At 46.6% G+C, this 12,883-nt stretch carries 11 protein-coding genes; 7 read left to right on the top strand and 4 right to left on the bottom strand.

All coding sequences use genetic code 11. From position 1 onward, the window contains the following. Nucleotides 1-184 precede the first annotated feature (184 nt). Nucleotides 185-1,048: an aldo/keto reductase gene (locus tag O9H85_RS34175; protein WP_269885838.1), complete on the bottom strand. Its 864-nt coding sequence runs from the start codon at nucleotides 1,046-1,048 to the stop codon at nucleotides 185-187. A 494-nt stretch (nucleotides 1,049-1,542) separates the two neighbouring features. Here O9H85_RS34175 and O9H85_RS34170 point away from each other — a divergent pair, with 494 nt between their 5' ends. Further along, nucleotides 1,543-2,829, top strand: a complete 1,287-nt coding sequence (locus O9H85_RS34170; RefSeq protein ID WP_269885837.1) for an MFS transporter — start codon at nucleotides 1,543-1,545, stop codon at nucleotides 2,827-2,829. Nucleotides 2,830-2,896: 67 nt separating this feature from the next. Here the strand turns inward: O9H85_RS34170 and O9H85_RS34165 are convergent, their stop codons facing one another. After that, nucleotides 2,897-3,280: a MerR family transcriptional regulator gene (locus O9H85_RS34165; protein ID WP_269885836.1), complete on the bottom strand. Its 384-nt coding sequence runs from the start codon at nucleotides 3,278-3,280 to the stop codon at nucleotides 2,897-2,899. A 331-nt stretch (nucleotides 3,281-3,611) separates the two neighbouring features. On the opposite strand from O9H85_RS34165, the gene O9H85_RS34160 reads away from it, so the two are divergent. The 3 genes from O9H85_RS34160 (at nucleotide 3,612) to O9H85_RS34150 (ending at nucleotide 6,278) form a co-directional block, all read left to right on the top strand. Further along, nucleotides 3,612-4,652, top strand: coding sequence for an NAD(P)-dependent alcohol dehydrogenase (locus O9H85_RS34160; RefSeq protein WP_269885835.1), 1,041 nt, complete (start codon nucleotides 3,612-3,614; stop codon nucleotides 4,650-4,652). A gap of 255 nt (nucleotides 4,653-4,907) precedes the next feature. Continuing rightward, on the top strand, nucleotides 4,908-5,333 hold the full coding sequence (locus O9H85_RS34155; protein WP_269885834.1) for an NfeD family protein: 426 nt from the start codon (nucleotides 4,908-4,910) through the stop codon (nucleotides 5,331-5,333). 6 nt (nucleotides 5,334-5,339) lie between these two features. Next, nucleotides 5,340-6,278, top strand: a complete 939-nt coding sequence (locus tag O9H85_RS34150; RefSeq protein WP_409348248.1) for an SPFH domain-containing protein — start codon at nucleotides 5,340-5,342, stop codon at nucleotides 6,276-6,278. A gap of 71 nt (nucleotides 6,279-6,349) precedes the next feature. On the opposite strand, the gene O9H85_RS34145 is transcribed toward O9H85_RS34150, so the two are convergent. Then, nucleotides 6,350-7,591, bottom strand: coding sequence for a D-alanyl-D-alanine carboxypeptidase family protein (locus O9H85_RS34145; RefSeq protein WP_269885832.1), 1,242 nt, complete (start codon nucleotides 7,589-7,591; stop codon nucleotides 6,350-6,352). Between the two features lie 511 nt (nucleotides 7,592-8,102). On the opposite strand from O9H85_RS34145, the gene O9H85_RS34140 reads away from it, so the two are divergent. The 3 genes from O9H85_RS34140 (at nucleotide 8,103) to O9H85_RS34135 (ending at nucleotide 11,689) form a co-directional block, all read left to right on the top strand. Next, on the top strand, nucleotides 8,103-10,622 hold the full coding sequence (locus O9H85_RS34140; RefSeq protein WP_269885831.1) for a LuxR C-terminal-related transcriptional regulator: 2,520 nt from the start codon (nucleotides 8,103-8,105) through the stop codon (nucleotides 10,620-10,622). A gap of 271 nt (nucleotides 10,623-10,893) precedes the next feature. Then, nucleotides 10,894-11,121 carry an OmpL47-type beta-barrel domain-containing protein gene (locus O9H85_RS38090; RefSeq protein WP_409348247.1) on the top strand — a complete coding sequence of 76 codons (228 nt, stop codon included), beginning with the start codon at nucleotides 10,894-10,896 and terminating at the stop codon, nucleotides 11,119-11,121. A gap of 172 nt (nucleotides 11,122-11,293) precedes the next feature. Then, nucleotides 11,294-11,689: a hypothetical protein gene (locus O9H85_RS34135; protein WP_269885830.1), complete on the top strand. Its 396-nt coding sequence runs from the start codon at nucleotides 11,294-11,296 to the stop codon at nucleotides 11,687-11,689. A gap of 465 nt (nucleotides 11,690-12,154) precedes the next feature. On the opposite strand, the gene O9H85_RS34130 is transcribed toward O9H85_RS34135, so the two are convergent. Further along, nucleotides 12,155-12,883, bottom strand: a 729-nt coding sequence (locus O9H85_RS34130; protein WP_409348246.1) for a D-alanyl-D-alanine carboxypeptidase family protein, incomplete at its 5' end; no start/stop codon positions are given.

Here is a 12,883-nt window from a genome sequence, read left to right as displayed (position 1 = left end):
TGAAAAAAGAGGGGAAAAGCATGGCCGTCACATTACTATCGACCATGCCCATAGGATATTGACACTATACAACGTTACCAGTAGGGTTAAATATTCAGTTACGATTTCTTTTTGAGCTCGGCAATCTGGCGCTCATATTCCGCTTTCGATGTGTCATTTTGCGCCATCAGCGCGGCGATCCGCTTTATGCTGAAGCGATTGTACCCAGAACGGACAAGTCGTCGGCGGACAACGTTACTTTTGCCGCCCCGGCACTATTCACAATGTTGGCGATTTTGCTTGCACCTGGAATCGGAAGAATAACCGGGGACAGCTGGATCAGCCAAGCGAGCGCAATTTGCTGCGGCGAAGCGTCATATGCGCCCGCGATGCGCGAAAGCGTCTCGTTGCTGCCGATTCCGCCGGCTTTGCCCATTCCGTTCAGCGGGCTGTACGGCAGGAACGCGATTCCGAGCTCTTCACAACGTTTTAATACATCCATGGAGGAGTGGTCGAACAGGTTCATGCGGTTTTGCACGCTTGCCACCTTGACGATATTGCGCGCTTCTTCCAATTGAGCTACCGAAACATTTGATAAACCCACGTGAACGATTTTTCCTTCGCGCTGTAAATCGGCAACAGCGCCGACGGATTCGGCAAAAGGCACCTTTGGATCGGGACGGTGAAATTGGTACAGTGTGATAGCCTCCACACCGAGTGCGCGCAAGCTGTCTTCGCACGCTTGGCGCAGATGATCGGGACGTCCGTCGGTTTCCCAACGGCCTTCCGGACGGATATGGCCGCCTTTTGTTGCGACGATGGCTTCCGGGTGATTCCGCAATGCTTTGGAAAGCAGCCGTTCGTTATGTCCGTTCTCTCCGGCATTCAGGCAGTAAGCGTCCGCCGTGTCAAACAGCGTGATGCCCTGCTCAAGCGCGGCATGAATGGTTTTGATTCCCTCTTCCTCGGATGGACGCCCATTTACTGATAAGGGCATACATCCCATTCCGATGATTCCGACGGAAAGTCCGGTTGGTCCAAGTAGTCGCTGCTGCATTGTCTTCATCATTACCTCCTATTGTAACGTTTGCTGCCTATTTGCAAAGGCTTCTACTACAATATTAATAAATACTCGAACACATCCTATTATAACAGTTGGACTTTTTGTCCATAAGTACTGAAATAAAGTTCAATTAGTTACTTCGATGTTATTATAGTCATCGTCGTCAAATCGATCGGTTTAATTAAAAAGCTGGTTTCCTACGCAGTCGCGGTACAGCAGTTGCTTGATTCGGATTTCAAAGGTGTTACCTAGAGACCCGTTCCTATGCATGCCCGGCCGCTGAAGCGACTTGTGAGAATGAGGCTCTATGGCTGCCGCAGAATGTACTACTGGGCGAAGAGCGGGATATGCATGATATTGCTCAAGTGATTCAAAAAGTGATACAATAGGTATAGAATTTTCTTTATGCAAAGATCGCCCATCATTCTGCCTTCTTGTAAGGCGGGAGGCGATCTTTTTATCGTTTTGTACTCAGATGAAAGAGGAGAGGTAGTACAAGAATGGCTTTATGGAAGCGTAATTTGTATATTTTGTGGATGGGGAGCTTCCTTAGTTCCGTGGGCATGAGCATGATCATTCCTTTTCTTCCTTTATACATGCAGGAACTGGGCATTCACGATATCAAGCAAGCGGCATTATGGGCTGCATACGTCTTCGCCGCGAACCATATTATGATTGCGCTGGTCTCGCCGCTTTGGGGTAGTCTCTCGGACATTCACGGGCAAAAAACGATGATGATTCGCTCCGGCTTCGGCATGGGAATCGTCGTCATAGCGATGGGACTCATTCATACACCGCTTCAACTTATTTTTCTCCGTATGGTATTCGGATGCGTGGCCGGTTTCGGGGCTTCCGCATCCGCGTTGATTGCTATCGAGACGCCGAAGGAACACGTAGGTAAAGCGCTCGGTACGCTGCAAACGGGCCTCGTGTGCGGTCAACTGCTTGGACCTATATGCGGTGGTTTGATGGCCGAAACATACGGGATACGCAACTCCTTTTATTTAACCGGCTCTCTCTTGCTATTGGCGACGGTACTGGTGGTCGCAGGTGTGACGGAATCGCGGAAATATTCGCGTAAAGGATTAAGTCTGTTCGGTCGTTTCGGAAGGAAAGCGGGAAATGCTTCTCAAGGCATATCAGCGCCAACGGATTCCCGTAAAAATACGCTACTTGGCGTCATCAAACATTCCCCTAGTGTATTTATACTATTCATTTCATCCTACCTGATTTCCGCCAGCCTGCTGAGCATCGAGCCTGTGATTACGCTGTATGTCAAAAGCTTACATGTTGAGCGGCATGTCGAATTAATGGGTGGCCTTGTTTTCGGCGCTAGCGCGCTAGGTACGATTTTGTCGGCGCCATATTTAGGAAAGCTTGGAGACCGGTACGGGCACACTGTTATTTTGTTAGCCTCGATATTCTTCATGTCCCTGTTATACGTTCCGCAGGCTTGGATCACAAACGTTTGGCTGCTACTGTTCGTCCGGTTTCTGACAGGACTCTGCATCGGCGGCATGCTTCCTGCTATCAGTGCTTTACTTCGCGCTCTAACACCGATTGAGATGCAGGGCAGCGTATTCGGCTACCTGTCGAGCGCCAACTCGCTCGGCAACGTAAGCGGAGCCCTGTTTGGAGGAGTGATCGCCAATGCTTTCGGCATATCTCACATTTTTTATTTCGTCGCAGGTATTTTCTTCATCCATTTTGCTATGCTTCTGCTTCGTTACCGGAAGCTTTCACCATCCGCCATCCGACGGCAAGCGGGAGAAGGGTTCGATGCGTAGCAGTAAAATCAGGAGCATAAGATAAAGATTATGCTCCTGATTTCAATACATATATTGGCCTATTTTATCAAATTTTAATTGTTGTATTGTTCATTTGAGATATAAGGATATCGTATAATGCTAATTTATAATTTATTTTATCTAAATTATAGTAAAGATCTTTTATATTCTTCTCAATTTCTTTTTTATGGTTAAGCATCATCATTTTACGTTCTGAAATGGTGGGATCCCCCTCTTTATACAAATATACATATTTCTGGATTTGAGCAATTGGCATACCTGTTGATCGAAGACAGGTAATAAAATGAACCCAATTTAAATCTTCTTGATCATATAGACGTTTTCCATTTTCATCACGCTTTACATAAGGAAGCAATCGTTCACTTTCATAGTATCGAAGTGTGGAAGCCGATATTCCTGTCATCTCAGTGACTTCTTTTATACTTATCATGTTTATTAACCTCTCTACTCTTATTATTAAAGTTAGCTTTAATAGAATTTAAAACAATGTTAGCTATGATAATCGCATATAAGCTGTTGGCTTGGTCAAAGCCTAACTGCTCGTTGAAGGAGCGGTACATCTGATTCGTACATAGAAGCTACTATGAAAGAGGACATCTACACTGGATAGAAATTGGTTGGACCGGTAACCGGCCATAGAGGCGGAGTCTTTTTAATTATACATGATTTGTCGAAGAAAAAATACTCTTGACTTAAAGTGCGCTTTAACATATATGCTATAATAGCAATCAAATTTCACTTTTAAAAGGAGTAGAGAAAACATGTGTAAGACACGCGTGCTAAGTGCCCCTAGTGCAAAAGTACCATTCGAAAAGACCACGATTGAGCGGAGAGAATTGCGTCCGGACGACGTTTTAATCGAAATTAAGTTTAGCGGAATTTGCCATTCCGATATTCATAGCGCATACGGTGAATGGGGTGGCGGAATTTTCCCAATGGTTCCCGGTCACGAAATCGCCGGAGTCGTGACGGAAGTAGGTTCTAAAGTTACAAAATTTGCGGTTGGTGATCGCGTTGGCGTGGGTTGTTTTGTAGACTCTTGCGGAGAGTGCGAGTATTGCCTCAAGGGTGAGGAACAATACTGTACGAAAGGCGTGGTACAGACCTATAATTATTTGGACTACGACGGCAATCCAACATACGGCGGATATAGCCAAAAAATCGTGGTTACGGAGAGGTTCGTTGTCCGTATTCCGAACAGTCTGGAACTGGACGTGGCAAGCCCGCTGTTGTGTGCAGGCATCACCACGTATTCTCCTTTGAAGCACTGGAATGTCAGTCCCGGTAAGAAGGTTGCCATTTTAGGGGTTGGGGGGCTCGGCCATCTGGCGATCCAATATGCGCATGCCCTGGGTGCTGAAGTTACGGTTTTGAGTCGCTCCATGGATAAGAAAAGTGAAGCCCTGAGCTTTGGTGCAGATCATTACTTTGCAACCAGCGATCCGGAAACATTCAAAGCATTGGCCGGTCGTTTTGACCTCATCCTAAACACCGTGTCTGCGAATCTTGACGTTGATGCGTATTTATCGCTCCTTCGCGTAGATGGTACACTTGTCAATGTCGGTGCACCAGGTAAACCCGATCAGTATAGTGTGTTTTCCTTAATTATGGGTCGTCGCAGCATAGCTGGTTCACTCGTAGGTGGGATTCGGGAAACCCAAGAGATGCTCGATTTCTCTGCGGAGCACGGCATTTCCCCTAAAATCGAGGTCATCAGTGCAGACCAAGTAGACGAAGCCTATGAGCGAATCCTCCGTAGTGATGTGCGTTATCGGTTCGTTATTGATGTATCTACGTTGTAAGTTAGGACTATTGAGAAATATGGCTTCGTGAACCGGACAGGCCCTGTCCTTTTTGCCCATTTCAATTATGAACACGCCTATTAATTACCGGCAATATAAAACGTATAGGATAATGCACAAGAGCCAAGTCGATTAAGACAAGGCTCTTTTTATTTTGCACGGTCTAACTCAATTGATCAAGATAACTCCAAACATGTTTTCAAAATCAATAACATAAGCATAATCATGACATCGAGATAAGGGGGAGGGAAGACTTTGCTGCTTTGGATCGGATGGCTATTATTGACGGCCGTGTTTATTCTGATTGAGCTGCATACGGGTACTTTTTATTTCCTTCTATTAGCCGTAGCTTCACTGCTTACGCTGGGTCTGGCGCTCTCGGGCAGCTCCTTATTGGCACAATGTTTTGTTTTTATGGGTGCAGCCTTTCTCTTGTATGTCTTCCTCATGCCAATCATAAGACGAGTACTCCCTTCAGCCAAAGATAAGATACCTCAAGTGACCGAAACGATATTAGGCAAACAAGCTTATGTGGTGAAGGATATTTTACCCGGAGAGGTCGGACAGGTAAAGGTGGATGGGGAATTATGGTCGGCCATTGCAGATGAAACGATAACCCAAGGGGAAAAAGTGCAGATCATCGAGGTAAGGGTATCTAAATTAATTGTAAAAAAGGAGTAGATGCGAGTGGTAGGCTTCATTGTATTTCTCATCTTACTTGCAATCGTTATCACTGTCATTGCAAAAGGAGTACGAATTATCCCCCAACAAACGGTGGCCATCGTGGAACGTCTGGGAAAATATCATAACACATTGCAAGCCGGAGTTAACTTGATTATTCCGATCATTGACGGAATCCGGATTCGCCATGATCTGCGCATGCAGCAAGAAACCGTGCCTTCCCAATCGGTTATTACGAAAGATAACGTTGCCATCGGCGTCGAGCTTGCGACTTTTTTCACCGTAGTAGAACCAAAGTTGGCAACGTACGGAATTGCTAACTATGTGGAAGGGATTCATAATATCGTTGCTTCCGCGCTTCGTGCGACCATCGGCAAAATGGAGCTCGATGAAATCCTGTCCAACCGCGATCGAATCCAGGCCGAATTAAGGCAAGCATTGGATAACGCATCTGAAAATTGGGGCGTGCGGATTGACAGAGTGGAAGTACTCCAATTAAGCATTCCTGGAGATATTCAGAACTCGATGGAAAAACAAATGAGGGCGGAGAGGGAGAAACGGGCTAATATTTTGCAAGCGGAGGGAGAAAAGCAAGCCACGGTACTTCGTGCGGAAGCGCAAAGAGCTGCCGTCGTTCTTGCAGCGGAAGCGGAAAAGCAGCGTCAGATATTAGACGCGGAAGCGAAACAAAAAGCGCAAGAGCTCGAAGCATTAGGCAAAGCCGAAGCGATTAAACTCGTGGCTCAGGCGGAGCGGGAAAGAATTGAAGCCATCAAGAAAGCGGGGCTCGACGCGCAGATTTTGGCTTACAAGTCCTTTGAAGCTCTTGCCCAAATGGCGGATGGAAAGGCCTCGACGATTTTTATTCCGACCGAAGCAGTCAATGCATTAGGGTCCGTTGGCATGATTGGAAAGATCTTCGATGTTGGCGGGAAATCCCAATAGAATAAATAGCATTAAAAATGAAGGAGCTGGCGGCAGCTCCTTCATTTTTTATGGTCCGAGCCTGAATGAATTCAGGCACCGAAGTCTTTACGAGAGAGCGTCGACATTAGCTTTCGTTGTTTTCTCTTTTTCATCAGGCGGAATGAGCTATATACAACAAGTACTAGGCCGGCGGCCGCCCAATACGGCCAAGTGGATGGAGTTCGAGTCACTTCTTTGTTTATTACAGGGGGGTCTGAATGAATGACTTCTTTGGCGGATACAATAGGGAGTTGCGTCAGGAGTTCCCCGTTTTTCTTGATCTGATAAGAACCGATAACCTCGCCGGCTTTGACCGTTTTTTGCCCGCTTTGCCATGGCGTAAAAACAGGTATGTACGTAAAATCGGCGGCATCGGTTTTTAGTTTGGTCAACACAAAGGAATCGCCCAATACGCCTTTAACGTTCTCGCCATAAAAAGTCGTCTCGCCGGCGTTTTCTCCTTTTTGAAACATTCGCTGAACATCGAGATGGTCAAGTCCATAGCTGCCGATGGCTTGCACGTCCTGATATTCTTTTTGCCGCGTTGATTTCATCACAACCGCAATGACCGTTTTATTGTCTTTTTTCATATATTCGATTAACGTATTATGCGCTTGGTCGGTAAAACCGGTTTTTCCGCCCAAAGCCAGCGGATTCTGAAATATGAGGCTGCGGTCTTTGATTCGTACCTGCCGCTGGTCCGTCTTCACCTCGGTCTGCTGGGTTCCCATCGCTTCCATAATGGCCGGGTACTTCATGACCTCTTTGGCAAGCAGAGCCAAATCATAAGAAGTCGTATAATGCTGGGGATCGTGCAGGCCGTTAGGCGTGACAAAATGGGTGTGCGTCATTCCGATCGCCGCCGCCTTTTGATTCATCATCACGGCAAAACCGGCCTGATCGCCTCCAATATGCTCGGCAATCATCATGGCCACATCATTGGCCGAGATCACAAGCAGTGCCTTCAAGGCATCTTCTTTTTGCATCTTCTCGCCGACTTTTAAATTAAATACGTAATTGCTGGCTTCTTGAAACGTAGCTTTTTTGCTAGCTGTCATCCATTCTCCGTCCGCGGTATGTTCTTCCAGGAGGATGGCGGTCATGAGTTTGGTTAAGCTGGCAGGATACGCTTGTTCATCTTTGTTTTTCGTATAGAGGACCTCACCTGTCGAACTATCGATTACGACACCGGTTCCGCTAGAAATAGCCGGTAGAGCGTCTTGTCCGTAAGCGATTCCGATTTGGCTTAACATAACTGCGAGCATAGCGATGATGATTACCACTTTCTTCATTCCATATCCTCCCTAAATATGAACAGAACCTTCTTACCTTCCGATAAGCAAAAAAAGAATATCAAAAATTATTATAAGCTCTTTTCCTTAAGGAAAGATGAAAAATATTACGTTTACATCATTTACCTCCCTTGACTACTGGAATGGGCGAGGTGTTCTTCGATTATCTCGTCCATCAATTAAATCCACTAATTGCGGTAGCACTTGTAACCCTTTCGGGAGAGTGTCAATTAATATCTTTTCAGACCCTTCAATCCAGAGCTCCTCCCCATGGGCTTCACTACAGGGCAGAGAGTAGGGAAGCAGCGGTGCTGTCTGCAGCATCTCGGCGAATGGAATCGCTGAGGCCGCCATCACCGGCCGTTCTAAACCAGAATGTTTCCGTTGCTCTCGCTTCCTACCAAATGAGAATAGTCCAAGGAGAATTTCCTTGGGCGATAACTATCTTGAAATCATTAGAATCAGATATAATGAAGAAAGATGTTCACAACCAGATTCGAGGTGCCGAATCATGATTCTGAGTACCAAACTTCATATTCCGCAAACGCGGCGCGATGGACTTGCCGAGCGAGTGGCGATCACGAAGATATTGAATGAAGGGCTGAAGTGCAAGCTGACGGCCGTAATGGCTCCGGGAGGGTACGGCAAGACAACGGTCTTAAGCCAGTGGTTGCAGCAGAACGGCATACCTGCCGTATGGGTTTCCCTGGACGCGCAGGATAACGATCTGATCCAGTTTTGGAGCTATGCGATTGCTGCTGTCAGCAGCAAGCATCCCCATTTTGCCGAAGCGGTGAGCCCGTATCTCTCATCGCTGAAATCGGGAGCCTTTGAGCCTTTCGTCACAGCCATGATTCATGAGCTTAACCATTGTTCGGATGAATTGGTCATTGTTTTTGACGATTATCACTCGATTAATCTTGCTCCCATTCACGCATCGGTGGCGTATTTTCTCGCGCATATGCCCGCTCATATCCACCTCTATATCACAAGCCGTGCCGAAATGCCCTTTCCTACAGCAAGGCTGCAGACGACCGGCCAGATGGTGAAAATCACGATTCAGGATTTGCGGTTTCAACTCGGGGAAGGAATTCGCTACTTTCAGGATTGCATGGGATTATCGCTGTCCAGCGACGAGATAGCGAATCTGGTCAGCCGCACGGAGGGATGGATCAGCGGACTGCATCTTGCGGCCATTTCTCTGCAAAGAAGCGACAATTATCCTGAGTTTATCCGCGCTTTTAGCGGGGAACATCGCAGTATATCCGATTATCTGTTTCAGGAGGCTTTCAGTCTCCAGTCTGAAGAGATGCAGTCTTTCCTATTGCAAACTTCGATCTTAGACAGGATGAACGGCCCTTTGTGCGAGGCGGTTATCGGACAGGTCGACAGTCAGGCGCTATTGGAAACACTGGAGCATCGAAACTTATTCATCATACCCTTGGATGACCGGCGGGAATGGTATCGATATCATCATTTGTTTTCCGAGTTTTTACGGAGGCTCTTTCGGCAGAGGTATGCGGCAAGGTCGAAGGAATTGCATATCAAGGCGGCGGGCTGGCTGGAGGAGCACGGATTTGTAGAAGAAGCGGTAGAGCAATTGCTGTTGGACGGGCATTATTTCGAAGCAAGCTCTTTGATCGAAAAGCATCTGCAGGACCTTCATGTGAAGAGAGGGGTGCTTTATCGATGGCTGCACGATCTGCCGGAGCCTTGTTTGGCAGGGAAGCCCGGTATTCAGTTGCTTTATGTCAAAGTGATGATTGAAGCGAATGAAATGGCGCTCGCAGAATCCAGACTTCGTCTGATAGAAGACAAGCTGTCGGACCCTGCGTGGAAACCTTACGAAGGAACTATTCTTTATGTGTCCGCGATGGTTTCGTTCTACCTGAGGGACTTGCGGCGATCGAACGATTATTTGGAGCTGTTTGACCGGCACATGCCGGAGGGTAGCTACATCCAGATGATTGAAGCCAACTCGAGTTCGATCCATTTCGATACGCTATTGAGTTTTTTTAAGGATCTGCACGAAGCGGAGCATTTCTTCTATAAGTGGATCAAGGTATGGGAGAATCGGGAGAACTATCCTTATATCGGATTCTTCTACAACGCGTACAGTGCACTGTTATATGAATGGAATCGCTTGGAAGAGGCTGAAGCTTATGTGGAGAAGGTGCTGCGGTCCAAGTGCATGGAGCCCTATGCCGTCATCATGGTCAATGCTGTGGAAACGGCCGCGCAGATTTACCGGGCCAAAGGAGATTCGGCCAATGCTTTCGATTGGCTTGAGCGGGTTAAACTGAAGATCAACTCGGCGGATGAGAGGATCTTTGTGAGGGAGATCGAGGCGGAGCAGGCATATTTGTCGCTTTTGAACGGCTCTTTCGATGAGAGTTGGCTGCAAACATGCGGCATCAAGCATACTGATACGATCCCGCCCGGTTCGATCAGAGAATATCTGCACTTGGCCAGAGCGCTTATGGAATGCGGGAGGGACCACGAAGCATTGCAGCTGCTCGAACAATTGTATCGGCTTGTCGATGAGGAGGATTGGCTCTGGGATAAGGTAAAGGTATCCATCCTGCAAAGCATAGCGTTTTATCGAAAGGGAGATATGGCGAATGCGATGATGAAACTGGAAGCCGCACTCCAATTGGCGGAACCGAGCAAATTCATTCGCAGTTTCTTGGATGAGGGGGCAAAGATGGCCGAGCTGCTGCGTGAATATGTCCGGCAAAGGGCGCGTCACTCAAACCGCAAGTCTGCCGGCGTATCCTTACTCTATGTTAGAGAATTGCTTCAACTGATGACGGATCATATGAATGAGACTGCAAGCTCGGGAGCCCTTACGAAACAGGAATTAAAAATATTACGGATGATTGACATGGGACAGTCAAATAAACAGATCGCCGAACAGCTCCAAATCACGGCCGAAACGGTAAAGAGCCATCTGAAAAGCATGTACAGAAAACTGGATGTGAACAGCAGAGAACAGGCGCTTAAGCAAGGAAAAGATTTAGAATTGTTGTAGAGAGTTGTCTATCACAGCAGAGAATAAAATACTATTATACAATAGAACCTGGTATGAGAGGTATCCCCCATTTTTTTTATTTTTTTCTCCCCCGACGGGGGATTTCTTTATTTCAGCGGGCGTCCTACAATTATTCGGGAGTGGCAAGAGTCGACAGGAATGGCGATAAATATCGAGATTTGTCGACTGGGGCCAAACAAATCGCCGCGCATAGGCCGCCATCAGATGAAAGAATACGAAGAGGTGAAGACGTACATGAGACCCTATTTACGTGACAGTTAAAGCATGCTCTTTCTTAGAAATCGATACTACACCACCGACTACGACTGATAACGCCCCTACAAAATGGGTGAACAAAGACGTTACCGTGACGCTGACAGCAACTGATAGTGATTCGGGTGTGGCTACTACTTATTATACAGTAGATGGCGGTGCTCAACAGACGGGGACCACTGTCAATATCACAACGGAAGGTAATCACACACCTATTGGAGCTTGAACGTAAGTGATCGAGACAATAATAATAAATCAGACGAGCTTAACAACAAAGGCGATAATCAGCGTAATGGTGACCATGCTTCTCGATAAAAAGTTTTAGTCAAGATTATTGATTTTAATAGAATTAATAGTAATGTTAAATTGAATTAAAAGTCGAAAGGGGAATAATATAAATGAAAAACGCTTTGAAAAAGTTGGCAGTTTGTGCAGTACTGTGTACCTCCATTCTCAGTACGTCAGCAGTAGCCTTTGCAGATGCTTCTCTGGATTTTAAAGTAACTTCTGCGAAAGTTGACGAAAATGGAACACTTCTTGCAACGGGTACTTTTACCAATACTGGTGACAAGAGCATCGAACAAATTGACAAGGTGGACGTTATTATAAAAACAGCAAATGCTAATGGTGATGAAACAAAAGTGGGAGATCATGTATTTAGTAACATAGCAGTACATATTGCACCAGGCGAAGCTAAAGAAGTTACCCTAGAATTCACTGGTTCCCAAGTTCCAGATGATGCTGTTACTTGGAGCGCTGAAGAAGGTCAATGGGAATTCACTTATTTTGAATAATTAAATACCGGATATTGCACAACCCCTATATAAGACCTCTTGAGAAAAGAATCTCAGGAGGCTTATTTGTTATCTCTTATATCAAACCTGATCTTTATACTCATTTCTGCTTCGACGAACAAGTTACCGTCCAAAAAAGAAAATGGATCTTAGTGTATTTTGGGGCTTCTGGAGAATGAAATGGCGCTCGCATCCAGACTTCGTCTGATGGAAGACAAGCTGTCGGACCCGGAGTGGAAGCCTTACGAAGGAACCGTTCTTTATTTGTCCGCGATGGTTTCGTTTTACCAGAGAGACTTTCGGCGGACGAATGATTATTTGGAGTTGTTTGATCGGCATATGCCGGATTGCAGTTCACCGGTGGCAGCTCCTTCATTTTTTAATGGTCCGAGCCCGAATGAATTCAGGCACCGAATTCTTTACGGGAGAGCGTCGACATTAGCTTTCGTTGTTTTCTCTTTTTCATCAGGCGGAATGAGCCATAGCAACAAGTACTAGTCCGGCGGCCGCCCAATACGGCCAATGGGATGGAGCTCGACTCGCTTCTTTGCTGATTGCAGGGGGGGCCGTATAAATGACTTCATTGGCGGACACGATAGGTAGCTGCTTCAGGATCTCCCCGTTTTTCTTGATTTCATAAGAACCGATAACCTCGCCGGCTTTGATCGATGTTTGCCCGTTTGGCCATGGCGTGAAAACAGGTATGTACGCAAAATCGGCGGCATCGGTTTTTAGTTTGGTCAGCACAAAGGAATCACCCAGTACGCCTTGAACGTTTTCTCCGTAAAAGGTTGTCTCGCCGGCGTTTTCCCCTTTTTGAAACATTCGCTGAACATCGAGATGGTCGAGTCCATAGCTGCCGATGGCTTGCACGTCCTGATATTCTTTTGCCCGCGATGATTTCATTACAACCGCAATGACCATTTTATTGTCTTTTTTCATATATTCGATTAACGTGTTATGCGCTTGGTCGGTAAAGCCGGTTTTTCCGCCCAAAGCCAGCGGATTCTGAAATATGAGGCTGCGGTCTTTGATTCGTACCTGCCGCTGGTCCGTCTTCACCTCGGTCTGCTGGGTTCCCATCGCTTCCATAATGGCCGGGTACTTCATGACCTCTTTGGCAAGCAGAGCCAAATCATAAGAAGTCGTATAATGCTGGGGATCGTGCAGGCCGTTAGGCGTGACAAAATGGGT

Source organism: Paenibacillus gyeongsangnamensis (assembly GCF_027533625.1).
Taxonomy (GTDB): domain Bacteria; phylum Bacillota; class Bacilli; order Paenibacillales; family NBRC-103111; genus Paenibacillus_G; species Paenibacillus_G gyeongsangnamensis.
Note: the sequence above shows the minus strand (reverse complement) of the source record. Positions and strands in the feature narration are given on the sequence as shown.